This is a genomic window from Streptomyces sp. NPDC008150 (genome assembly GCF_042956945.1).
Lineage (GTDB): Bacteria > Actinomycetota > Actinomycetes > Streptomycetales > Streptomycetaceae > Streptomyces.
Genome location: NZ_JBIBHJ010000001.1, coordinates 631073 through 652699, shown reverse-complemented (window position 1 = coordinate 652699; position 21627 = coordinate 631073). Strand labels below are relative to the sequence as shown.

Below are 21627 nucleotides of genomic sequence, written 5' to 3'. Positions count from 1 at the left end.
CGAGTGGTTCTCCGCCCCCTCGGCGTTCGCCCGGTGCGGGTCCGGGAGCGGGGGGGGGGGGCGCCCCCCCCCCCCCCGGGGGCGGGCCCCCCCCCCCCCCGCTCCCGGGTCAGAACAGTCCGCTGCCCGGGGTTGCCGCGCCGGCCAGCCAGACGACGGCCAGCAGGGTGTCGATGGCGCCCAGTACCACGGCGACCAGGGCGGGCAGTGAGCGTGATCCCGCCCAGCTGCGCCCCATGGCGAGCCAGCCGCACACGACCGCCGCCGGGCCGAGAACGATCCCCAGCACGAAGAATCCGGCGATCGCGCAGACGACTCCGATGACTCCGAGCTGCGCGCTGTCCGGCCCGCTGCGCGACCACGTCCGGCCTCGCGAGCGGGGGGTCCTGCGTGTACTGCCCTGTCCGAAGCCCGCCATCATCAACTCCCGGAACCCCTAGGTTGATTGGCTTGTTGTGGGGTTCATGACCACCGGGTACCCCGGCTCGCACCGATAAGCCTGCGTCCTCGGCGGGACGCGGAGGGGACGCGAAAACGGGAGGGGCCCGGGACACCGTCACCCTGACGAGCGAACGGCGAGCGTCCCGGACCCCTCCCGCGCGGTGCCTCCGCGCCGGGTCAGACGTGACCGACGCCCGCGCCCGCGTCGGCGTTGGCGCCGCGCTTGGTCAGCATGGCGACGAACACCGCGACGACCGCCACCCCGGCGGCGACCAGGCAGGCCAGGCCCATGCCGGAGACGAACGTGTCGTGCGCGACCGTGGTGATCCGCGCGGCGACGGCGGCGGGCGTGCCGGGCGCCACCGGCGGCAGGCCCTGCTGCACCGACTGCGAGGCCAGGGCCTCCTGGGCGGGCGTGAGCGCGGGCAGCTTCGCCGCGGCCCAGTTGCCGGCGAGGTCGTTGTCGACCTTGGACGCCATCACGGCACCGAGGACGGCGGTGCCGAGGCTGCCGCCGATCTGCATCGCCGCCTGCTGGAGACCGCCGGCCACGCCGGACAGCTCGACGGCCGCGTTGCCGACGATGACCTCGGTGGCGCCCACCATCACGGGGGCGAGGCCGAGGCCGAGCAGCGCGAACCAGAGCGACATCAGGGCGCTGCCCGTGTTCACGTCCAGCGTGGACATGCCGAACATGGCGATCGCGGTGGCCGCCATGCCGCCGGCCAGCGGGACGCGGGGGCCGAACCGGGTGATCATCGCGCCCGCGAGCGGCGAGGCGACGATCATCATGCCGGTGAGCGGCAGCAGGTGCAGACCCGCGTCGACGGGGCTCATGCCGTGCACGTTCTGGAGGTAGAAGGTCACGAAGAAGAGGCCGCCCATGAAGGCGATGGCCATCAGGACCATCAGCACCACACCGGCGGACAGCGGCACCGAGCGGAACAGCGTCAGCGGGATCAGCGGCTCCTTCACCTTCGTCTCCCAGAGGGCGAAGAGGGCGAAGAGCACCAGGGAGCCGGCGATGAACGCCCACGTCCGGCCGTCGCCCCAGCCCCACGCCGGCGCCTTGATGAGCGCCCAGACCAGACAGAACATCGCGCCGGACAGCAGCGCGATGCCGGCGACGTCGAAGGAGCGGGGCGCGTTCTCGGCGCGGTGGTCGGTGAGGAAGACCAGGCCGAGCACCAGGGCGGCCAGGCCGACGGGCACGTTGATGAAGAACACCGACTGCCAGCTCACGTGCTGCACCAGCACGCCGCCGAGGATCGGGCCGCCCGCGGTGGAGGCGCCGATGACCATGCCCCAGATGCCGATGGCCATGTTGAGCTTCTCGGCCGGGAAGGTCGCCCGCAGCAGGCCGAGCGCGGCCGGCATCAGCAGTGCGCCGAACAGGCCCTGGAACACGCGGAAGGTGACCACCGCGCCGATGCTGTCCGACAGGCCGATCGCGCCGGAGGACGCGGCGAAGCCGACCACGCCGACGAGGAAGGTCTGCCGGTGGCCGAAGCGGTCGCCGAGCTTGCCCGCGGTGATCAGGGACACCGCGAGGGAGAGGAAGTACGCGTTGGTGATCCACTGGACGTCGGTGAAGCTGGCGCCCAGGTCCTTGGCGATGGCCGGGTTGGCGATCGCGACGATGGTCCCGTCGAGGGCCACCATCATGACGCCGACCGCCACGGTGATGAGGGTGAACCAGGGGTGCCCGCGCAGCCCCCGGGACGGTGCCGGGCCAGCCTGCGTCGGCGGGGTCGCGCCCTCGGGACCTGTCGCGTCGATGGTGGTCTGACTAGTCATACGGAGAGGCTAGTGACAGCCACTGACAGTTGACAAACCAGTTCACAAGTCGGCGGCTGACATGTCTTCTCCGTATAGCCTGAGCAGGCAGAACAGCGCGAAGGAGACGATCGTGGACACGGTGGGGACGGCCGGGCCGGCACCGGGGCTGCGCGAGCGCAAGAAGCGGCGCACTCGCGACATGCTGGTGCGCGCCGCGCTGGAACTGTTCACCACCCGGGGCTACGAGCGCACCACCGTCGACGAGATCACCGAGGCGGTCGAGGTCTCCCAGCGCACCTTCTTCCGGTACTTCGCCGGCAAGGAGGAGGCCGCCTTCGCCGTGCAGGCGATGACGGACGCGCGCTTCGTGGCGTCGGTGCGCGCCCGTCCCGCGCACGAGGCGCCGATGGAGGCGCTGCGCCGGGCGGTGCTCGACGACTGGGACGAGCTGGGCGCCGCGATCGAGTCGGTGGTGCCGGTCGAGCTGTACCTGCGCATGTGCCGGGTCGTCGAGTCGACGCCGGCCCTGGTCGCCGCGCACCTGCGCCGCTCGGCGGAGACCGAGGAGCAGGTGGCCCGGGTGCTCGCCGAGCGCGAGGGCCTCGACGTGGACGCCGACCCGCGACCGCGGCTGGTCGTGGCCGTCTTCGGCGGGGTGCTGCGGGTGACGGAACGCCAGTGGTGCGTGGACGGGGCCGAGGGACTGCGCGCCGTGCGGGAGTTGACGGCGGCGTACCTGGACCGGGTGGGACCGGCCCTGACCGGGAACTGGCGGGCCTCCTGAACGGACGGCCGAACCGGTCGAACTGTGATCCGTGTTATCGAAACGTGATACCGGTCACTCGTGGCACGCGCGACCCTTCCGTTCTCCTAGGGTGTCCTCCCAGTGACTTCCTTCGACACCTCCCCCCTCAACGTCTGGCGCGCGGTCCTCGCCCTCGCCGTGGTCTTCGTGATGCTGGCGACCACGGGCTGGACCGCGGTCAGCGGCAACCGCGGCACGAGCGAACTGCGCGCCTCGGTCGCGGCCTGGGAACACGGGCGCCTGCACGGACACCGGCTGCCCGACCCCGGCGCCGCCCCCGCCCGCCTCGCCCGCTTCTTCGCGTCGCTCACCGCCGCCGACCGGGTCCGCCTCGCGGAGCGCTTCCCGCTCGCCGTCGGCAACATGAACGGCGCCCCGGTCTCCCTGCGGTACCGGGCCAACCGGATCGCCCTCGGCCGCGCCCACGACGCCGAGGAGAAGCGGATGCACGACAGCCGGCTCACCCCGGCCGGCCAGGAGGAGGCGGGCCGCCGCATGCACCGCTTCGCGTCCCTGGCGGGCGGCGGGCGGCAGATCCTCGCCTTCGACCCGGACGGCTCGGGCCGGGTCGCCGAGGTGTTCGGCGACCTCGACGAGGCGCAGCGGGTCTCCGTGGTCGTCCCCGGCGTCGACACCGACCTCCTCACCTTCCAGCGGTCGATCGGCCAGTACACGGCCCCCTCCGGCATGGCGTCCGCGCTGTACTCGGCGGAGCGTTCGGCGCGCCCCTCGACGCGCACGGCCGTCATCGCCTGGGCCGACTGGACCTCCCCCAGCGGCCTCGGCGTCGACGCGGCCACCGGCTCGCTCGCCGCGCGGGGCGCCCTGCGGCTGAACGCCCTGGTGCGCGCGCTGCCCGGCACCGCGCCCGTCTCGCTGTTCTGCCACAGCTACGGCTCGGTGCTGTGCGGTGTCGCCGCGCACCTGCTGCCCCGCCGCGTCGCCGACATCGCGGTGGCCGGCAGCCCCGGCATGCGGGCGGACAAGGCCGGCGACCTGGGCACCGGGGCCCGGGTGTGGGCGATGCGGGACGGCACCGACTGGATCCGCGACGTGCCCTACCTGGAGCTCGGCGGCCTCGGCCACGGCGCCGACCCGGTCGACCCGGCGTTCGGCGCCCGCGTCCTGTCCGCGGGCGGCGCCCGGGGGCACACCGGCTACTTCACCCCGGGCACGACGAGCCTCGCCAACTTCGCGGACATCGGCACCGGCTCGTATCCGTCGGTACGGTGCGCCCGCTCCGACACCGGGTGCGGGACGGGTTTGTCCGCGGCGACGGCGGGCGGACGCGCGTAGAGACCGGAGAAACCGCGGTTCGTACGAGGAGGGGACGAAGACCCGCCCGCCGCCTACGATGAGCCGCATGGGTGACGTACTGGCCGGAATGCATGCCGCCTGGGAGTTCGATTCCGACTCCGTGCTCATCCGCTACGACCGGGGGATTCGAACACCCAAGCTGTTCCAGGCGCTGGGCACGCGCCGGGTGCCCCTCGCGGCGCTGGCGGGAGTCACGCTCGGACCCGGGCGACGCGGGGGTGTGGTGCTGCGCGCGGATCCGCGTCCCGGCGCCGATCCGCTGATGGAGGCCGCCGCCGGGCAGCTCCCCGACGGCTCGGACCCCTACCGCCTGGTGGTCCCCGCCGAGCGCGCGACGCTCGCCGAGTACTACGCCGACGAGCTGCGCGGCCGGCTCGACGGCCGGGGCGCCGAACCCGCCGCCCGCCACCTGGTCGCCGCGCCCGAACCGCCGCTGCGTTTCAAGGCGTACGACGCGAAGGCGTCCTTCGACGGCCGCACCGTCGCGTTCCGCTGGTCCTGGACGGGAGCCTCGTCCGCGAAGTGGAAGGCCGGCGACCAGAGCATCCCCGTCGCCGACATCTGCGGCGTCGAGTGGCGCTCCCCCGAGGCGCTCCAGGGGCACCTGCGGCTGCTGGGCCGCGACCCGGCGGCGACCCCGCTGGCGCCCGACCAGGACCCGGCGGCCGTGGTGTTCGGCCTCGGCTACGGCCCGGTGCACGAGTCGCTGCCGTTCGCGGCGGCGGTCCTGGCCGCGGCCCGCGCGGGCGGCGGCGCGCCGCAGCCGGCCCCGGTGGCCGCCGCGCCGCACCGCGACCCCGCCGACGTCGCCGACCGCATCCGCCATCTCGGCGACCTGCACCGGGCGGGCCTGGTGACGGACGAGGAGTTCTCGGCGAAGAAGGCCGAACTGCTCGCCGAGCTCTAGGGGTGTCGTGCGGATCGGGCCGGCCTCGGCCACCCCTGGGCCCGGTCCGGGCGGCCGCTACTCGCGTCCGGCCGAGGTGAAGGACATGTCCGGGTAGCGGTTGCCCGCGACCTTGCCGGCGACGGGCTCCAGGAGCGCCAGTTCGTCGTCCGTGAGGACGATCCGCGCGGCCGCGACGTTCTCCTCGACGCGGTGCGCCTTCGTCGTCCCCGGGATCGGCACCACGGGCAGCCCGTGCACGGCGGCCCGCTGCTGCACCCAGGCCAGCGCGACCTGCGCCAGCGAGACGCCGTGCGCCTTCGCGACGGCCCCGACCGGTTCGAGCAGCGCCCTGTTGGCCGCCGCGTTCTCGCCGTTGTAGCGCGGCTGGTGGCGCCGGTAGTCGTCCTCGGTCAGCTCGGCCGCCGCGTCCGAGAACGAGCCGGTGAGGAAGCCGCGGCCGAGCGGCGAGTACGGCACGAGGGCCACTCCCAGCTCGCGGGCGGCGGGCACCACGTTCACCTCGATGTCCCGGCTGAACAGCGACCACTCCGACTGCACGGCCGCGATGGGGTGCACGGCGTGCGCCGCGCGCAGCTCGTCGGCGGTGACCTCGCTGAGGCCCAGGTGGCGCACCTTGCCGGCGGTCACCAGCTCCGCCATCGCGCCGACGCTCTCCTCGATCGGGACGTCCACGTTGCGGCGGTGCATGTAGTAGACGTCGATGACGTCCACGCCCAGGCGCTTCAGGCTCGCGTCGGCGGCGGACCGCACGTAGGGCGCGTCGTTGCGGACGTCGCGCCGGCCGCCGAGGTCCATCGGGAACTGGAGGCCGAACTTGGTGGCGATCACCAGCTCGTCGCGGTGCGCCCGGAAGAACGGCGACAGGAACGTCTCGTTCTCTCCCTCGCCGTACGCGTCGGCGGTGTCGAACAGGGTGACGCCGAGGTCGAAAGCGCGGTCCAGGGCGGCCCGCGACCGGTCGCCGTCCGTGGGACCGTACGCCCAGCTCATGCCCATGCAGCCGAGGCCCTGGACGGCGACCTCGGGACCGCCGTCGCCGAGCCGGACCGTGTGCAGGGGGCTGTCGCTCATCGCGTCTTCTCCGTTTCGTGGAGGCGGGCCTCGTAACGGCCGGTGGCCTCCGCGTAGAAACCGATCTTGTGGTCGAGCACCGCGAGGGTGTCCTGGAGCTCGGCGATGCGCCCGAGCACGTCGCGGCGGGTCGCCTCCAGCAGGGCGTGGCGCTCGCCGTACGTGTCCTCGCCCGCCCGCACCAGCTCCGCGTAGCGCACCATGTCGGCGACCGGCATGCCGGTCAGCCGCAGCTTGCCGACGAGGTCGAGCCAGCTCAGGTCGCGGTTGTTGTAGCGGCGCTGGCCGGTGTGCGAGCGGTCGATGTGGGACATCAGCCCGATCCGCTCGTACCAGCGCAGGGTGTGCGCGGTCAGGCCCGTGAGGGCGACGACCTCGCTGATGGTGTAGTTGTCCTCGCCGTCCGGCCGCGGGTGCGGCGGCGGGGCGGAACAGGTGTCGGAACCGGTGGGGACCGCGTCGGATGCCGCGGCCGTCGTCTGCATCACCGTCATGCCCTCCACGCTAGAACCCTGGAGCGCACTCCAAGCAAGCGGTCCCGTGGAAAACCCCGAGACCGGCGGAACGCCTCCTGACTACCGTGCGTGCCATGAGTGACGTACGCCGTGCCGTGCCCGAGGACGCCCCCGAACTGCTGCGCCTGCGCCAGGTGATGCTCGACACGATCCACCCGGGCGCGCCCGCGGGGTCGACCGACTGGCAGCGGGCGAGCCTGCCCGCCGTCCGCGAGCGCCTCGCGGACCCGGACGGGGACTTCGCCGCCTTCGTGATCGACCACCCCGTCCGGCCGGGCGCCCTCGCGGCCCTGGTGGTGGGGACCCTGGAGTACCGGATCGGGGGGCCGCAGGACCCGTCGGGCCGCAGCGGTCACATCTTCAGCGTCGCCACCGACCCGGACGTGAGGCGGCGCGGGTATGCGCGGGCCTGCATGGAGGCGCTGCTGGACTGGTTCCGCGAGCGGGACGCGGGCCATGTCGACCTGAACGCGTCCCCCGAGGGCGAGCCGCTGTACGCGTCGCTGGGCTTCGCCCGCAAGCCGGACCCGGCGATGCGGCTGCGCCTGAAGGGGTAGCGGCACGGGCTTCCGGCCCGCCCGGGAACCCCCGCCGACGCCCCGCGGGAGGCGTTCTAAGCTCGGGGCATGTCCTTGAAGAGCCTCGCCCTGATCGAGAACTGGCCGGTTCCGGCCGCCGCCGCGGGTGCCGTCCTGGCCGACGGGACGGTGCTGGGGACCCACGGTCCGGCGGAGCGCGCCTTCCCCCTGGCGTCGGTCACCAAGCCGCTCGCGGCCTACGCCGCCCTCGTCGCGTACGAGGAGGGTGCCGTCGAGCTCGACGAGCCGGCCGGTCCGCCGGGGTCCACCGTCCGCCACCTGCTGGCCCACACCTCCGGCCTCGCCTTCGACGAGCACCGGACGACGTCGGAGCCGGGCGGACGGCGGCTGTACTCGAACGCGGGGTTCGAGCAGCTCGGCGAGCACATCGCGAGGGCGACGGACATCCCCTTCGCCGACTACGCGCGCCAGGCCGTCCTGGAACCGCTCGGCATGACGTCGACCTCACTGGCCGGCTCCCCCGCCAAGGACGGCGTGTCGAGCGTGGCCGACCTGCTGCGCTTCGCCGCCGAGCTCCAGGCACCGCGGCTGCTCGACCCGCGCACCGTGGCCGAAGCGACGACGGTGCAGTACCCCGGCACCAAGGGCGTGCTGCCGGGCTACGGCCACCAGAACCCCAACGACTGGGGCCTCGGCTTCGAGATCCGGGACTCCAAGTCGCCCCACTGGACCGGTGGTTCGTCGTCACCCCGGACGTTCGGGCACTTCGGCCAGTCGGGCACGTTCCTGTGGGTCGACCCGGACGCGGGAACGGCCTGCGTCGCCCTCACGGACCGGCCGTTCGGCCCCTGGGCGGTCGAGGTGTGGCCGCCGTTCACCGACGCGGTGCTGGCCGAGGTCCGCGCCCTCGGCCGGACCTGACGGTTCATCAGCCGCACGGGCGGGACAACCGTCGCACGGGCGGCCGGTGTTGAGCCACCGGCCGCCCGTCCGCGCTCACTCCCCGAGGGGCCGCGCCGTCCCGCGGGCCGTCAACCCACCTGCTCCAGGGCCGAGTCGGTGTCCGCGCCCGGCAGCCCGTGCGGTCCTCCCCCGGCGGCGCCGTGGCGCCGCACTCCCAGACAGACCAGGGCACCGGCCAGCAGGACCGCCGCGCACACGTACACCGCGGGGCCCATCGCGTCCACGAAGCCGTGGCCGAAGACCGCGCGGCCGGCCTCGCGCAGCCGGTCGGCGGCGTCGTGCGGCACACCCCGGGGCGCGGCGGCCCGCGGCGCGGTCCCCACGCCGGACTCCGGCCGGGAGAACCCCCGGACGAAGGCGTCGCGGTACGCGGCGGGCACCCGGCCGGCCCGCTGCCGCGCCTCGTCCGGCAGCGAGGACGCCAGCCGGGTCTGGAGCACCGCGCCGACGACGGCCCCCGCCAGGACCGAACCGACCTGCCGCAGCGCGTTGGTGACCCCGGACGCGGCACCGGCGAGAGGCACCGGGACGTTGCGCATCACCTCGGCGGCCATCGGCGCGAAGGTGCAGCCGACGCCCAGGCCGGACAGCAGCAGGGGCGCCACCAGGTGGGTCCAGGACGTCCCGACGTCCGCCTCGACGACCGTCCACACCAGGCCGCCCGCCCACGCCAGCAGTCCGCCCATCAGCACGAGCCGGCCGCCCACCCGGTCGGCGAGGGTGCCGGCGGGGCCGGCCGTGACGAACGAACCCACCGCGACGGGCAGCAGCACGAGCCCCGACTTCAGGGCGCTGTACCCGAGGACCGACTGGAGGTAGACGGTCAGCGGCAGGAACATCCCGACGACGCCGAACGAGACGGCGACGCCGACGATGTTGACGAGGGTGAAGTTGCGGTCGCGGAACAGCGAGAACGGCACCAGGGGTTCGGCGTCCTGGCGTCCGCGCTCGTGGAACAGGAACGCTGCGAAGAACACCGCGGCGAGGATCAACAGGCCCCAGATCCAGCGGTTCCAGTCGTAACGCTGCCCCTCGGTCAGCCCGAAGGCCAGGCAGAACAAGGCAGTTGAAGCGAGCAGCACCCCCCGGGTGTCGAACCGGTGGCGCACCGTGTCGCGCCGGCCGGGGATCACCACGGCCGTCAGCAGCAGCACGACCACGCCGAACGGCAGGTTGACGAAGAAGATCCAGCGCCAGGACAGGTGGGTGATCAGGGCCCCGCCGAGGATCGGCCCGAGGGCGCCCGAGACCCCCGCGACCGCGCCCCACACCCCCATGGCGACGCCGCGCCGCTCGGCCGGGAACACCTCCGTGACGATGGCGAGCGTCTGCGGCACGAGCAGCGCGGCGCCCAGCCCCTGCACGGCCCGGAAGGCGATCAACTGGGCCGGATCGGCGGCGAGTCCGCAGGCCAGGCTCGCAAGCGTGAAGACGGCGACCCCGGTGGCGAACAGGTTCCGCTTGCCGCGCAGGTCCCCGAGCCGGCCGCCGGTGATGAGCAGCACGGCCAGGACCAGGGTGTAGGCGTTGACGACCCACAGGATCTGGTCGAGGGACGCGTCCAGGTCGTCGCTCAGGTCGGGGATCGCGATGTTCACGATGGTCAGGTCGAGCAGTGTCATGAAGAACCCGAGGGAGAGCGTGACCAGGATCGCCCAGGGGTTGCCGTGCCATTTCTTGAACACGATGTCGAACTCCTCGTTCCGTGTGCCGAAGGGCGGTGGGGACGGGCCCGGAGACCGCCGGGCAGGACCCGCGTTCAAGAGGCGGGCCCGGCCGACGGGCGTGACACGGAGGGGAGTTGATGAGACATGGGTCACAACGGGGCGGCCCCGTGTCACACTCGCCCGGCGCCGGGCCTCGTAGGGGTGAGCGCGACCTGGGAGGCCCAGCGATGTCCGAGAGTCTTGAGCCCGGCACGCGGACGGGCGGCGCCGCCGCCGACCCCGCGACACGGGTGTTCGTCGACCACCGCGAGCTGCTGTTCGGGGTGGTCTACAACATGCTGGGCAGCGTCGCCGACACCGACGACGTGCTCCAGGAGACCTGGCTGTCGTGGACGGGCCGCCTGGAACGCACGCCTCTCGACAGCGTCGGCAGCCCCCGCGCCTACCTGGTCCGCATCGCCGTCAACCACGCCCTGTCACGGCGCGCCGCCGTCAGCCGGCGGCGCGAGACGTACGTCGGGGCGTGGCTGCCCGAGCCGCTGGTCGAGACGGCGGAGCCGCAGGACCCGGCGCTGCGCGCGGAGTCGGTCTCGCTGGCGCTGCTGGTGGTCCTGGAGTCGCTCAGCCCGCTGGAGCGCGCGGTGTTCGTCCTGCACGAGGTGTTCGGCTACGCGCACACGGAGATCGCCGGGATCATCGGCCGCACCCCGGCCGCCGTGCGGCAGCTCGCCCACCGTGCGCGGGAGCACGTGCACGCCCGGCGGCCCCTGTACGAGGCACGGCCGCGGGTGCGCAGGGAGGCGACCGAGCGGTTCGTGGAAGCCGCGCTGGGCGGGGACATCGGGGCGCTGATGGAGATCCTGGCGCCGGACGTCACGGTGTGGACCGACGGCGGCACCGGCAGGCCGGTCGGGCTGCGCCCGGTGCGGGGCCGCGAGAAGGCGGTCCGGCTGCTCACCGGCTACGCGTCCCGCCGGGCGCCGGAGCGCCTCGACCTGCGCTACCGCCGGGTCAACGGCGACGACGCCGCGGTCCTGTTCCAGGGCGACTCCCCGTTCGCGGTGATGGTCATGGACCTCACTCCGGAGGGCGACCGGGTCTCCGACGTGTACATCGTGACCAACCCCGAGAAGCTGGGCCACGTCCGGAAGGACGACGAAGGACCGGCGGCGGACGGCGGCACGGACGCCGGATGACCCGGCCGGGTTCCGCCCCAACTCCTATACGGACGAGCCCGGTTCGGCCGTCATCTCCCACATCAGCACCTCGGCCGGGGTGACCCCCACCGCCTCGGGCCCCTCCGCGCCGGTGAGGCGGGCCGCGTCGCCGGTGCGCAACTTCTCGCCGTCCAGGAGCACTTCACCGCGCACGACGTGGACGTACACGTGGTGGGCGTCCGGCACGGCGGTGCGTTCGCCCGCGGCCAGGCGCCGCACGTGCAGCATCGCGCCGGCCTGCGGGACGGCGTACGGGGTGGAGTCGGCGATGCCCCGCACGATCTCGTACGAGGGCTCCCCGCCGGCCGCGCGGGGCGCCAGCCACATCTGCACGAACCTCAACGGCCGCTCGCCGTCGTTGCGTTCGACGTGCCGGATGCCGGCCGCCGCGCTCAGCCGCTGCACGTCCCCGGGGCGCACCACCGTCTCGTGGCCCCTGGAGTCGCGGTGGGTCAGCTCGCCCTCGACCACCCAGGACACGATCTCCGTGTGGCTGTGCGGGTGTTCGTCGAAGCCGGCGCCGGGCAGCAGCCGTTCCTCGTTGCAGGCGATCACCGCGCCGAAGCGCAGGTTGCCGGGGTCGTAGTGGGGCCCGAAGGAGAAGGCGTGCCACGACTCGATCCCGCCCGCCGCGTCACCGCCGCGGTAACGCTCCTCGGCACGCCTGACGTCCATCACGTACTCCACGGTAGACCCGGCGGGAAGTCCCCGCCGCGACCCGGCGGCGCACGCCCCCGTCCGGATAAGGCACCCTTGTCCCCGTGCCCGAACCCGAAGCCACCGTGCCCGATCCCTCAGCGCGCGTCGTCCATCCGCACGCCGCGACGCTGAAGCGGCTGGAGAAGTCCTCCGGCAGCCTCGCCGCCCAGGCCATCGCGCGCATGGACGAATCGCTGTCGTGGTACCGGGCGATGCCGCCGGAGAACCGCTCCTGGATCGGGCTGGTCGCGCAGGCGGGCATCGCCGCGTTCACCGAGTGGTTCCGGCACCCCGAGACCCCGCAGGCCATCTCCACCGACGTCTTCGGTACCGCGCCCCGCGAGCTGACCCGGGCGATCACGCTGCGCCAGACCGTCGAGATGGTGCGCACCACCATCGAGGTCATGGAGTCCGCCATCGACGAGGTGGCGGCCCCCGGCGACGAGTCGGTGCTGCGCGAGGCGCTGCTGGTGTACGCCCGGGAGATCGCCTTCGCGACCGCGCAGGTCTACGCCCAGGCCGCCGAGGCGCGCGGCGCCTGGGACGCGCGCCTGGAGTCGCTCGTGGTCAACGCGGTGCTCTCCGGCGAGGCCGACGAGGGCGCGGTGAGCCGGGCCGCGGCGCTCGGCTGGAGTTCGCCGGACCATGTGTGCGTGGTGCTGGGCACGGCGCCCGACGGGGACAGCGAACTGACCGTCGAGGCCATCAGGCGGGCCGCCCGGCACGCGAAGGTGCAGGTGCTCACGGGTGTCCTGGGCGACCGGCTGGTGGTGATCGCGGGCGGCAGCGACAACCCGCTCGCGGTGGCCCGCTCGGTGATCGGGCCGTTCGCGGCCGGTCCCGTGGTCGCCGGGCCGATCGTGCCGGACCTGCTCGCGGCGACGCGTTCCGCGCAGGCGGCGGCGGCCGGGCTGAAGGCGTGTTCCGCCTGGCAGGACGCTCCGCGGCCGGTGCTGGCGGACGATCTGCTCCCGGAGCGCGCGATGGCGGGCGATCCCTCCGCCCGCGACCAACTGGTGGAGGAGATCTACAGACCTCTCGAAGAGGCCGGGTCCGCGCTCCTGGAGACTCTGAGCGTGTACCTGGAGCAGGCGAGCAGCCTGGAGGGCGCGGCGCGGATGTTGTTCGTGCACCCCAACACCGTCCGCTACCGGCTTCGACGTGTGACTGACGTCACCGGGTGGTCACCCTCCGATGTACGGTCGGCCTTTACACTGCGGATCGCGCTGATTCTCGGGCGTCTGGCCGATGGAGAACCGCAGACCTAGTCTTTTGTCGGGGGTCAACAAAACGCCCCCGTGTTCTTCGTCCCTGTCCCCACGGGCGGCCGTGCCCGTACCCAAGAGAGAGTGTGAGAGTGCTCGTACTCGTCGCTCCCGGCCAGGGCGCCCAGACGCCCGGCTTCCTGACCCCCTGGCTCGAACTCCCCGGTGCCGCCGACCGCGTCGCCGCGTGGTCGGACGCCATCGGGCTGGACCTCGCCCATTACGGCACCGAGGCCGACGCGGACGCGATCCGTGACACCGCGGTGGCGCAGCCGCTGCTGGTCGCGGCCGGTCTGCTGTCCGCCGCCGCGCTCGGCGACGTCGCCCCCGGCGCCGTCGCCGGCCACAGCGTCGGCGAGTTCACCGCCGCCGCCCTCGCGGGCGTGCTCGACGACACCGCCGCCCTGACCCTCGTGCGCAAGCGCGGGCTGGCCATGGCCGAGGCCGCCGCGGTCACCCCGACCGGCATGTCGGCGCTGCTCGGCGGCGACCCCGACACGACGACGGCCCACCTGCACAAGCTCGGCCTGACCGCGGCGAACGTGAACGGCGCCGGCCAGATCGTGGCCGCGGGCACTCTCGCGGAACTCGACGCGTTGAACGAGGACAAGCCCGAGGGCGTCCGGCGCGTCGTGCCGCTGAAGGTGGCCGGCGCGTTCCACACGCACCACATGGCCCCGGCGGTCGAGCGGCTGGCGGAAGCGGCGGAATCGTTCGCTCCGGCCGACCCGCGCACCGTGTACGTCTCGAACAAGGACGGCGGCACGGTCGCCTCCGGCGCCGAGGTCGTGGCCCGGCTGGTGGGCCAGGTCGCGAACCCGGTCCGCTGGGACCTGTGCATGGAGACGTTCCAGAAGCTGGGCGTCACCGCGCTGCTGGAGGTCTGCCCCGGCGGCACCCTCACCGGCCTCGCCAAGCGCGCGCTGCCCGGTGTGAAGACGCTGGCGCTGAAGACGCCCGACGACCTCGACGCGGCCCGCGCCCTCCTCTCCGAGCACGCCTGACCCCCTAAGGAGCCGACCCGACAATGTCGAAGATCAAGCCCAGCAAGGGGGCCCCGTACGCGCGCATTCTCGGCGTCGGCGGCTACCGCCCGGTCCGGGTGGTGCCGAACGAGGTGATCCTGGAGACGATCGACTCGTCCGACGAGTGGATCCGTTCGCGCTCCGGCATCGAGACGCGGCACTGGGCCTCCCCCGAGGAGACCGTCGCCGCGATGTCGATCGAGGCCGCCGGCAAGGCGATCGCCGACGCGGGCATCGACGCCGAGCAGATCGGCGCGGTGGTCGTGTCGACCGTCTCGCACTTCACCCAGACACCGGCCGTGGCGACGTCGATCGCGGACAAGCTGGGCACGAACAAGGCCGCCGCGTTCGACATCTCCGCGGGCTGCGCGGGCTTCGGCTACGGCCTGACCCTCGCCAAGGGCATGGTCGTCGAGGGTTCCGCCGAGTACGTCCTCGTCATCGGCGTGGAGCGGCTGAGCGACCTGACCGACCTGGAGGACCGCGCGACGGCCTTCCTGTTCGGCGACGGCGCGGGCGCCGTGATCGTGGGTCCCGCGCAGGAGCCGGGCATCGGCCCGACCGTGTGGGGCTCCGAGGGCGACAAGTCCGACACGATCAAGCAGACCGTGACCTGGGACCGCTTCCACGTCGGCGACGTCGCCGAGCTGCCCCTGGACAGCAAGGGCAACATCAAGTTCCCGGCGATCACGCAGGAGGGCCAGGCGGTCTTCCGCTGGGCCGTGTTCGAGATGGCGAAGGTCGCCCAGCAGGCGCTGGACGCGGCCGGAATCACCGCGGACGAACTGGACGTCTTCATCCCGCACCAGGCAAACGTGCGGATCATCGACTCGATGGTGAAGACTCTCAAGCTGCCGGAGCACGTCACGGTCGCCCGTGACATCCGCACCACCGGCAACACCTCGGCCGCCTCGATCCCGCTCGCGATGGAGCGGCTCCTGGCGACCGGCGAGGCGAAGAGCGGCGACACCGCGCTCGTCATCGGCTTCGGGGCGGGTCTCGTGTACGCCGCGACGGTCGTTACCCTCCCCTAGGCACTCCGTGCCGGATCACCTGGTCCGGCACGGGTACCGCATCACCTGCCGCCGACGCGGCGGGCGCCACAACCCCGGATATCTACGAAGGAGCGCCTGACATGGCCGCCACTCAGGAAGAGATCGTCGCCGGTCTCGCCGACATCGTCAACGAGATCGCCGGCATCCCGGTTGAGGACGTCCAGCTGGACAAGTCCTTCACCGACGACCTGGACGTCGACTCGCTGTCCATGGTCGAGGTCGTCGTCGCCGCCGAGGAGCGCTTCGACGTGAAGATCCCCGACGAGGACGTCAAGAACCTCAAGACGGTCGGCGACGCGACCAGCTACATCCTCAAGCACCAGGCCTGATCGTCCGATCACCTGGGCTGAGCGTCCGGCACCGGGCCCTGGGGCCCGGTCCGCGGACAACAGCCCCGCCACCCGGCGGTGGCGCCGTTCAGTCCTCGCATCCGTTGGAGAAGGAATTCCCGTGAGCCCGACCAATCGCACCGTGGTCGTCACCGGTATCGGCGCAACCACACCGCTGGGTGGCGACGCGGCCTCTACCTGGGAGGGCCTGCTCGCCGGACGTTCCGGCGTCGGTCCCCTCGAACAGGAGTGGGCAGCCGACCAGGCGGTCCGTATCGCCGCGCAGGCGGCGGTGGACCCCTCCGAGGTCATCCCGCGTCCGCAGGCCCGCCGCCTGGACCGCTCGGCGCAGTTCGCGCTGATCGCGGCCAAGGAAGCCTGGGCCGACGCCGGCTTCACCGCGAAGGCGGGCGAGGACGGCACCGTGGACCCGGACCGGCTCGGCACCGTCATCGCCTCCGGCATCGGCGGCGTGACGACCCTGCTGGACCAGTACGACGTGCTGAAGGAGAAGGGCGTCCGCCGCGTCTCCCCGCACACCGTCCCCATGCTGATGCCGAACGGCCCCTCCGCGAACGTGGGCCTGGCCGTGAACGCCCGTGCGGGCGTGCACACGCCGGTCTCCGCGTGCGCGTCGGGCGCCGAGGCGATCGGCTACGCCATCGAGATGATCCGCACCGGCCGCGCCGACGTGGTCGTCGCCGGCGGTACGGAGGCGGCGATCCACCCGCTGCCCATCGCCGCGTTCGGCAACATGATGGCGATGTCGAAGAACAACGACGACCCGCAGGGCGCCTCGCGTCCCTACGACGTCGCCCGGGACGGCTTCGTCCTCGGCGAGGGCGCCGGCGTCGTCGTCCTGGAGTCCGCCGAGCACGCCGCCAAGCGCGGCGCCCGCGTGTACGTGGAGGCGGTCGGCCAGGGCATCTCCGCCGACAGCCACGACATCGTGCAGCCGGAGCCCGAGGGCCGCGGCATCTCGGCCGCGCTCCAGCACCTGCTCGACAACACCGGCCTCGACCCGCGGGAGATCGTGCACGTCAACGCGCACGCGACCTCGACCCCGGCCGGCGACGTCGCCGAACTCAAGGCGCTGCGCAAGGTGTTCGGCGACGAGGCGGACCACATGGCGGTCTCCGCGACGAAGTCGATGACCGGTCACCTCCTCGGCGGCGCGGGCGGCATCGAGTCGGTGGCGTGCGTGCTGGCCCTGCACCAGCGCATCGCCCCGCCGACCATCAATGTCGACAACCTCGACCCGGAGGCGGAGGCCAACGCCGACGTCGTCCGCGGCGAGGCGCGCAAGCTGCCCGTCGACGGCCGGATCGCCGCGCTGAACAACTCGTTCGGCTTCGGCGGCCACAACGTGGTCCTGGCGTTCCGCACGGTCTGACCCGCTCGGGCGGCCCGGCCGCCCTCCGCGTGCGGAAGGGGCCCCACCCCGCGGTGGGGCCCCTTCCGCGTCCGCCGGGGCCCGGCGCCGGCGCGCCCACTACGCTCCGACGTCCCGTCGACGGACGGCGCACGACGCACGACGGAGGCACGCACGGCATGACGGACCACGGCATGACGGAGACAGGCCGCCGCACGCGGGAGTCCGACCGACCCGGCGCGGTGGGCGCGACCACGGCGCCGGGCGGTCTCGCCCTGAACCCCGCCGCGCCCGCCGCCCTGCTGCTGCGCCTGCTGCGGCCGGAGCACGCGGGGGCGTGGCCCGCGCTGGCGCGCCGCCGGGCGGAGTTCCCGCCCGGGGTCCTCGCCGCCGTGGTCGCGCACCCCCACCGGGACGTCCGCGCGGCACTCGCCCGCAATCCGCACGTGGACCCGGCGGCACGGGGGCTCCTGGTGGACGACCCCGACCCGCTGGTCCGCGCCCTGCTGTGCGGGCCGCCCCGGGGCACGTACACGGCCGCCGCGACGCGAAGCCCGGCACGCGCGCACCACCCCCTGCCCGCCGGGGCGCGCCCGGTGCGGCCGCTGCCGGACGACGTGATCGACCGGGTGCTCACGACGTACGACGACGAGAGCGTGGCGGAGCTGATCGTCTCCGGACAGATCCCGTACCGCGTCCGGCGCGCTTACGGCTCGCACCCCTCGCCCCGGGTCCGGCGCCTGGCCGCCGGCAGATGGGAACACCTGTCGGAGGACGAGCGGGCCGCCCTCCTCGCGGACCCGGACGCGGAGGTGCGCGAGAGCGCCCGCACGCGGTTCTCCCAGGACGACGCCGAGGCGGTGGAGGCCCGGCTCGGCCCCTTCCCGCTCACGGCGTCGCACGCGACCGCCCTGGCCCTGGTCGAGTTCCGGCTGTCCCGGCGCGTCGTCGACCACGTGCTGGAGAGCGGCCTCCCCGGCGCTGCGTGGATGCTCGCCCACAACCGCACCACCCCGCCGGACGTCGTCGCCGTGCTGGCCGGTGACCCCGATCCGCGGGTGAGGCGGGAGGTGGCCCGCCGCGAGGACCTCGCACCCGGCCTCGTGGCCTCCCTCGCGCACGACCCGGACGTCCGCGTGCGCACCGAGATCTCCGTGCGGCCCGGTCTCGGCGAGGACGAGCGCGCCGCGATCGACCACGCGACGGACACCGGGGAGGACTTCGGGCCGTTCCCGCACCACGAGGACCCCGCCCCCGACCCGGCCCTCTCCGCCGCGCACGCGCGTTCGCGCCACCCGCTGCTGCGCCGCCGCGCCGCGCGCGACCCCGCCCTCCCGGCACCCCTGGCCGCCCTGCTCGCGCGGGACGACGACCTCGGGGTGCGGGTGCTGCTCGCGCACAACCACCCGGCGGCGCCGCCGGAACTCCTGCTGCGCGCCTACCTGGAGCACCCGGGCGCGCATCGCGGGCTGCTCACGGAGAACCCGCGGTTCCCGGTCGCCGGCCTGGGCGCGCGGTTCGCCGCCGCGGACGAGCCGGACGTACGGCTGCTGGCCACCCTGGACCCCGGTCTCGCCCCGGCCGCCGCCGACCGCCTCACCCGCGACACCGCCCCGGCGGTCCGGGCGGCGGCGGCCCGCCATCCGCGGCTGCCCGCGGCGCGGCTGTCGGCCCTGCTCGACGACGGGGAACTGCGCGGGGCGGCGGCGGCCAACCCGGCACTGCCGGAGTCCGCGATGTACGCGCTGCTCGGCGGCGGGGAGGGGCCGGAAGACCGGCGGGAGGACGGCCTCGCGGCGTCCTGAGCGAGGAACGGGACGGGGCTGAGCCGGAAGGGGGGGCGGGCGGAGCCGGGAGGGGTCAGACCACCTGGTGGAGCCAGCGCACCGGGGCGCCCTCGCCGGCGTAGCGGAAGGGTTCCAGCTCGTCGTCCCAGGGCTTGCCCAGGAGCTTGGCGAGGTCGGCCTCCAGGTCGGTCTCGCCGCGCTGGGAGCGGGTCAGGGCGGCGCGCAGCCGGTCCTCGGGGATCAGGATGTCGCCGTGCATGCCGGTGACGGCGTGGAAGATGCCGAGCTTGGGGGTGCAGCTGTAGCGCTCGCCCTCGGCCGTGGGGCACGGTTCGGCGGTCACCTCGAAGCGCAGGAGCTGCCAGCCGCGCAGCGCGGAGGCGAGCTTGGACGCGGTACCCACCTGGCCCTGCCAGGAGAACTCCGAGCGCCAGGTGCCCGGCGCGGCGGGCTGCCTGATCCAGTCGAGGTTGACGCGCGTCCCCAGCACCCCGGCGATGGCCCACTCAACGTGCGGGCACAGCGCGCGCGGCGCGGAGTGCACGTACAGAACTCCACGTGTCGTCACCGGGACCTCCGGGCTGAGCGGGACATCATGCAACTAAGTGAACGGCAGTGGCGGGGCGGCCACGGGGCGAGGCTACCGTGCGACGGCGCAAGGAGTGTGACGTACCGTCGGTCCCGGGGCCGTGAAACGCCCGGCATTCACCCGGGGGGACGCCTGTACGGGCCGGGCGGGCACGTTCGGGCCCGTCGGGAACCCCCGCGCGTCGACCTTCGTGGAGGCCGTGTCGCGCTCCGCGCGCCGCGCGGGCGGACCGACGGCGCACGAGGGCACGGCGCACGACCACAGCGGACGACCGAGGGGACCACCGGGAATGCGGAAGCCGAACCACCGGGTGCGAGGACTGCTCTCCGTCGTGGCCGCCGCGGCCCTGATCGGGGTGGCGGGCTGCGGCGGTGACGGCCCGCCCGCCACGCACACCGGCGCCCGGCCGGCCCCGGCCCCCACTCCCGTGTGGGACACCGGCCCGGACTCGGTCGCGGCCGTCGGCGACTCCATCACCCGCGGCTTCGACGCGTGCTCGATCCTGTCGGACTGCCCGTCCGTGTCGTGGGCGACGGGCTCCAGCACGGCGGTGGACAGCCTCGCCGTACGGCTGCTCGGCAGGTCGCGGGCGGCCACGCACAGCTGGAACTACGCGGTGACCGGCGCCCGGATGGCGGACCTGCCCGGCCAGGTGGCGAAGGCCGCGAGGCGCGACCCGGCGCTGGTGACGGTGATGGCCGGCGCCAACGACGCGTGCCGCGCGAACACCGCGTCGATGACGCCGGTGACCGACTTCCGCGCCTCGTTCGAGAAGGCGCTGCGCACGCTGCGCGCCACGCGGCCCCGCACCGAGGTGTATGTGGCGAGCGTGCCGAACCTGAAGCGGCTGTGGTCCCAGGGCCGCACCAACGCGCTGGGCAAGCAGGTGTGGAAGCTGGGCATCTGCCCGTCCATGCTGGGCGACGCGGACGACCTCGACGCAGCGGCGACCGCGCGACGGGCGGCGGTGCTGACCCGGGTCCAGGAGTACAACACGGTTCTGCGGCAGGTGTGCGCGGCCGACCGGCGGTGCCGCTTCGACGGCGGAGCGGTCTTCGACTACCGGTTCGGCACCGGCCAGTTGAGCCGCTGGGACTGGTTCCACCCGAGCCGGGACGGACAGGCCAGGCTCGCGGAGATCGCGTACCGCGGGGTGACGCGCCGCGGGGCGTGAGCCGGACGGCGGCGGGGCTCACCCGGCCGGAAGCCGCACGTCAGAGTTTCGCAAGGGGGTGAATTAAGGTGTCGATCATGCAGAGCGAACTCTTCGGCACGCTTCCCGACGGCACGCAGGTCCACCGCTGGACCCTGGAACGGGCCGGGGTGCGCGTGCGGGTCCTGTCGTACGGGGGGATCGTGCAGTCCGTGGAGGTGCCCGACCGCGCCGGGCGGACCGCGAACGTGGTGCTCGGCCTGGACTCCCTCGACGACTACCTCAAGCACCACGAGCCGTTCCTCGGCGCCCTGGTCGGGCGGTACGCGAACCGCATCGGCGGCGCCCGCTTCCCGCTCGGCGACCACACGTACGCGCTCGCCCCGAACGAGGGCGGCAACTCGCTGCACGGCGGCGCGCACGGCTTCGACAAGCGGGTGTGGGACGTGACGGAGATGGAGCACGGGGTGCGGCTGTCGCGGGTCTCCCCGCACGGCGAGGAGGGTTTCCCGGGCCGCCTGGAGGTCTCGGCGACGTACACGCTGGAGGCGGACGGGGCGCTGCGGATCGCGTACGAGGCGGTGACGGACGCGCCGACCGTGGTGAACCTGACGAACCACGGCTACTTCGCGCTGGGCGGCCGGCCCGGCACCGCCGGGCACGAGGTCCGCATCGACGCCTCGCGGTACACGCCGGTGGACGAACAGCTCATCCCCACGGGCGAGTTGCGGGACGTGACGGACTCGCGTCTCGACTTCCGCACGGCCCGTGCGGCCGGCCCCGGCTACGACCACAACTTCGTGCTCGACAAGGGCGTGACCGACTCCCCCGTCGAGGCGGCCGAGCTGCACGACCCCGTGTCGGGGCGGGTGTTGACGGTGGCGACGACCGAACCGGGCGTGCAGCTCTACACGGCGGACCACCTGGGCGCCCCGTTCGCGCCCGGGGACGGCGTCGCGCTGGAGACGCAGCACTTCCCGGACTCGCCCAACCGCCCGGACTTCCCGTCCACTTCGCTGCGGCCGGGCGAGGTGTACCGCTCGACGACGGTGTACGGCTTCTCGACGCGCTGACCGGCGGGGCCCGCCCGGCGCGGGTCCGCGGGACGTACGAGCCCCGGTCCGGTGTC

The 21627-nt window shown here is 73.8% G+C and carries 21 protein-coding genes; 14 read left to right on the top strand and 7 right to left on the bottom strand.

The genetic code is table 11. From position 1 onward, the window contains the following. Positions 1 to 109: 109 nt before the first annotated feature. Together ACFZA0_RS02795 and ACFZA0_RS02790 are read right to left on the bottom strand one after the other, a co-directional pair. Positions 110 to 421, bottom strand: a complete 312-nt coding sequence (locus tag ACFZA0_RS02795) for a small hydrophobic protein (RefSeq protein ID WP_391010132.1) — start codon at positions 419 to 421, stop codon at positions 110 to 112. Positions 422 to 618: 197 nt separating this feature from the next. Further along, positions 619 to 2238 (bottom strand): DHA2 family efflux MFS transporter permease subunit, encoded by a 1620-nt coding sequence (locus ACFZA0_RS02790; protein ID WP_391010128.1) that lies wholly within the window; start codon positions 2236 to 2238, stop codon positions 619 to 621. 181 nt (positions 2239 to 2419) lie between these two features. Between ACFZA0_RS02790 and ACFZA0_RS02785 the strand changes: the two genes are divergently transcribed. The 3 genes from ACFZA0_RS02785 to ACFZA0_RS02775 all read left to right on the top strand — a co-directional run bounded on the left by ACFZA0_RS02785 (position 2420) and on the right by ACFZA0_RS02775 (position 5249). After that, positions 2420 to 3004, top strand: a complete 585-nt coding sequence (locus ACFZA0_RS02785) for a TetR family transcriptional regulator (RefSeq protein WP_391011797.1) — start codon at positions 2420 to 2422, stop codon at positions 3002 to 3004. A 102-nt stretch (positions 3005 to 3106) separates the two neighbouring features. Continuing rightward, positions 3107 to 4321: an alpha/beta hydrolase gene (locus ACFZA0_RS02780; RefSeq protein ID WP_391010125.1), complete on the top strand. Its 1215-nt coding sequence runs from the start codon at positions 3107 to 3109 to the stop codon at positions 4319 to 4321. Positions 4322 to 4388: 67 nt separating this feature from the next. Beyond that, complete coding sequence (locus ACFZA0_RS02775; RefSeq protein ID WP_391010122.1) at positions 4389 to 5249, top strand: DUF4429 domain-containing protein; 861 nt, start codon at positions 4389 to 4391, stop codon at positions 5247 to 5249. Between the two features lie 57 nt (positions 5250 to 5306). On the opposite strand, the gene ACFZA0_RS02770 is transcribed toward ACFZA0_RS02775, so the two are convergent. Beyond that, complete coding sequence (locus ACFZA0_RS02770) at positions 5307 to 6323, bottom strand: aldo/keto reductase (protein WP_391010120.1); 1017 nt, start codon at positions 6321 to 6323, stop codon at positions 5307 to 5309. Next, a complete protein-coding gene (locus ACFZA0_RS02765; RefSeq protein ID WP_391010117.1) occupies positions 6320 to 6817 on the bottom strand; it encodes a MerR family transcriptional regulator in 498 nt (165 codons plus the stop codon). Before ACFZA0_RS02765 ends, ACFZA0_RS02770 begins: the two co-directional genes overlap by 4 nt. A gap of 95 nt (positions 6818 to 6912) precedes the next feature. Here ACFZA0_RS02765 and ACFZA0_RS02760 point away from each other — a divergent pair, with 95 nt between their 5' ends. Together ACFZA0_RS02760 and ACFZA0_RS02755 are read left to right on the top strand one after the other, a co-directional pair. Next, positions 6913 to 7395 (top strand): GNAT family N-acetyltransferase, encoded by a 483-nt coding sequence (locus tag ACFZA0_RS02760; protein WP_391010114.1) that lies wholly within the window; start codon positions 6913 to 6915, stop codon positions 7393 to 7395. A 69-nt stretch (positions 7396 to 7464) separates the two neighbouring features. Further along, positions 7465 to 8298, top strand: a complete 834-nt coding sequence (locus ACFZA0_RS02755) for a serine hydrolase (RefSeq protein WP_391010112.1) — start codon at positions 7465 to 7467, stop codon at positions 8296 to 8298. 110 nt (positions 8299 to 8408) lie between these two features. On the opposite strand, the gene ACFZA0_RS02750 is transcribed toward ACFZA0_RS02755, so the two are convergent. After that, positions 8409 to 10025 carry a DHA2 family efflux MFS transporter permease subunit gene (locus tag ACFZA0_RS02750; RefSeq protein ID WP_391010109.1) on the bottom strand — a complete coding sequence of 539 codons (1617 nt, stop codon included), beginning with the start codon at positions 10023 to 10025 and terminating at the stop codon, positions 8409 to 8411. A 209-nt stretch (positions 10026 to 10234) separates the two neighbouring features. Here ACFZA0_RS02750 and sigJ point away from each other — a divergent pair, with 209 nt between their 5' ends. Further along, complete coding sequence (sigJ, locus tag ACFZA0_RS02745) at positions 10235 to 11203, top strand: RNA polymerase sigma factor SigJ (RefSeq protein WP_391010106.1); 969 nt, start codon at positions 10235 to 10237, stop codon at positions 11201 to 11203. Between the two features lie 24 nt (positions 11204 to 11227). On the opposite strand, the gene ACFZA0_RS02740 is transcribed toward sigJ, so the two are convergent. Further along, entirely contained in the window at positions 11228 to 11899 is a 672-nt protein-coding gene (locus ACFZA0_RS02740; RefSeq protein WP_391010103.1) for a pirin family protein, read from the bottom strand. An 86-nt stretch (positions 11900 to 11985) separates the two neighbouring features. Here ACFZA0_RS02740 and ACFZA0_RS02735 point away from each other — a divergent pair, with 86 nt between their 5' ends. The 6 genes from ACFZA0_RS02735 (at position 11986) to ACFZA0_RS02710 (ending at position 18774) form a co-directional block, all read left to right on the top strand. After that, positions 11986 to 13191, top strand: a complete 1206-nt coding sequence (locus tag ACFZA0_RS02735) for a helix-turn-helix domain-containing protein (protein ID WP_391010100.1) — start codon at positions 11986 to 11988, stop codon at positions 13189 to 13191. A gap of 89 nt (positions 13192 to 13280) precedes the next feature. Continuing rightward, the gene (locus ACFZA0_RS02730; RefSeq protein ID WP_391010096.1) at positions 13281 to 14192 is read left to right on the top strand and encodes an acyltransferase domain-containing protein; all 912 of its coding nucleotides are present in this window, start codon (positions 13281 to 13283) and stop codon (positions 14190 to 14192) included. 23 nt (positions 14193 to 14215) lie between these two features. After that, positions 14216 to 15247, top strand: coding sequence for a beta-ketoacyl-ACP synthase 3 (locus ACFZA0_RS02725; RefSeq protein ID WP_391010094.1), 1032 nt, complete (start codon positions 14216 to 14218; stop codon positions 15245 to 15247). Between the two features lie 101 nt (positions 15248 to 15348). Then, positions 15349 to 15597 carry an acyl carrier protein gene (locus tag ACFZA0_RS02720; RefSeq protein WP_057583001.1) on the top strand — a complete coding sequence of 83 codons (249 nt, stop codon included), beginning with the start codon at positions 15349 to 15351 and terminating at the stop codon, positions 15595 to 15597. A gap of 121 nt (positions 15598 to 15718) precedes the next feature. Next, entirely contained in the window at positions 15719 to 16990 is a 1272-nt protein-coding gene (fabF, locus tag ACFZA0_RS02715; protein WP_391010090.1) for a beta-ketoacyl-ACP synthase II, read from the top strand. Positions 16991 to 17163: 173 nt separating this feature from the next. After that, positions 17164 to 18774 carry a translation initiation factor 2 gene (locus ACFZA0_RS02710; RefSeq protein WP_391010087.1) on the top strand — a complete coding sequence of 537 codons (1611 nt, stop codon included), beginning with the start codon at positions 17164 to 17166 and terminating at the stop codon, positions 18772 to 18774. Positions 18775 to 18829: 55 nt separating this feature from the next. On the opposite strand, the gene ACFZA0_RS02705 is transcribed toward ACFZA0_RS02710, so the two are convergent. After that, the gene (locus tag ACFZA0_RS02705; RefSeq protein ID WP_391010084.1) at positions 18830 to 19324 is read right to left on the bottom strand and encodes a DUF3145 family protein; all 495 of its coding nucleotides are present in this window, start codon (positions 19322 to 19324) and stop codon (positions 18830 to 18832) included. A 310-nt stretch (positions 19325 to 19634) separates the two neighbouring features. Between ACFZA0_RS02705 and ACFZA0_RS02700 the strand changes: the two genes are divergently transcribed. Together ACFZA0_RS02700 and ACFZA0_RS02695 are read left to right on the top strand one after the other, a co-directional pair. Continuing rightward, positions 19635 to 20519 (top strand): SGNH/GDSL hydrolase family protein, encoded by an 885-nt coding sequence (locus ACFZA0_RS02700; protein WP_391010082.1) that lies wholly within the window; start codon positions 19635 to 19637, stop codon positions 20517 to 20519. A gap of 77 nt (positions 20520 to 20596) precedes the next feature. Further along, positions 20597 to 21571, top strand: a complete 975-nt coding sequence (locus ACFZA0_RS02695; protein WP_391010079.1) for a galactose-1-epimerase — start codon at positions 20597 to 20599, stop codon at positions 21569 to 21571. The last annotated feature ends 56 nt before the right edge of the window (positions 21572 to 21627 follow it).

Coding starts and splice junctions, on each gene's coding strand:
- ACFZA0_RS02795 (WP_391010132.1), bottom strand. CDS start 421: ATGATGGCGGGCTTCGGACAGGGCAGTACACGCAGGACCCCCCGCTCG.
- ACFZA0_RS02790 (WP_391010128.1), bottom strand. CDS start 2,238: ATGACTAGTCAGACCACCATCGACGCGACAGGTCCCGAGGGCGCGACC.
- ACFZA0_RS02785 (WP_391011797.1), top strand. CDS start 2,420: ATGCTGGTGCGCGCCGCGCTGGAACTGTTCACCACCCGGGGCTACGAG.
- ACFZA0_RS02775 (WP_391010122.1), top strand. CDS start 4,389: ATGGGTGACGTACTGGCCGGAATGCATGCCGCCTGGGAGTTCGATTCC.
- ACFZA0_RS02770 (WP_391010120.1), bottom strand. CDS start 6,323: ATGAGCGACAGCCCCCTGCACACGGTCCGGCTCGGCGACGGCGGTCCC.
- ACFZA0_RS02765 (WP_391010117.1), bottom strand. CDS start 6,817: ATGACGGTGATGCAGACGACGGCCGCGGCATCCGACGCGGTCCCCACC.
- ACFZA0_RS02760 (WP_391010114.1), top strand. CDS start 6,913: ATGAGTGACGTACGCCGTGCCGTGCCCGAGGACGCCCCCGAACTGCTG.
- ACFZA0_RS02755 (WP_391010112.1), top strand. CDS start 7,465: ATGTCCTTGAAGAGCCTCGCCCTGATCGAGAACTGGCCGGTTCCGGCC.
- sigJ (WP_391010106.1), top strand. CDS start 10,235: ATGTCCGAGAGTCTTGAGCCCGGCACGCGGACGGGCGGCGCCGCCGCC.
- ACFZA0_RS02740 (WP_391010103.1), bottom strand. CDS start 11,899: ATGGACGTCAGGCGTGCCGAGGAGCGTTACCGCGGCGGTGACGCGGCG.
- ACFZA0_RS02725 (WP_391010094.1), top strand. CDS start 14,216: ATGTCGAAGATCAAGCCCAGCAAGGGGGCCCCGTACGCGCGCATTCTC.
- ACFZA0_RS02720 (WP_057583001.1), top strand. CDS start 15,349: ATGGCCGCCACTCAGGAAGAGATCGTCGCCGGTCTCGCCGACATCGTC.
- ACFZA0_RS02710 (WP_391010087.1), top strand. CDS start 17,164: ATGACGGAGACAGGCCGCCGCACGCGGGAGTCCGACCGACCCGGCGCG.
- ACFZA0_RS02700 (WP_391010082.1), top strand. CDS start 19,635: ATGCGGAAGCCGAACCACCGGGTGCGAGGACTGCTCTCCGTCGTGGCC.
- ACFZA0_RS02695 (WP_391010079.1), top strand. CDS start 20,597: ATGCAGAGCGAACTCTTCGGCACGCTTCCCGACGGCACGCAGGTCCAC.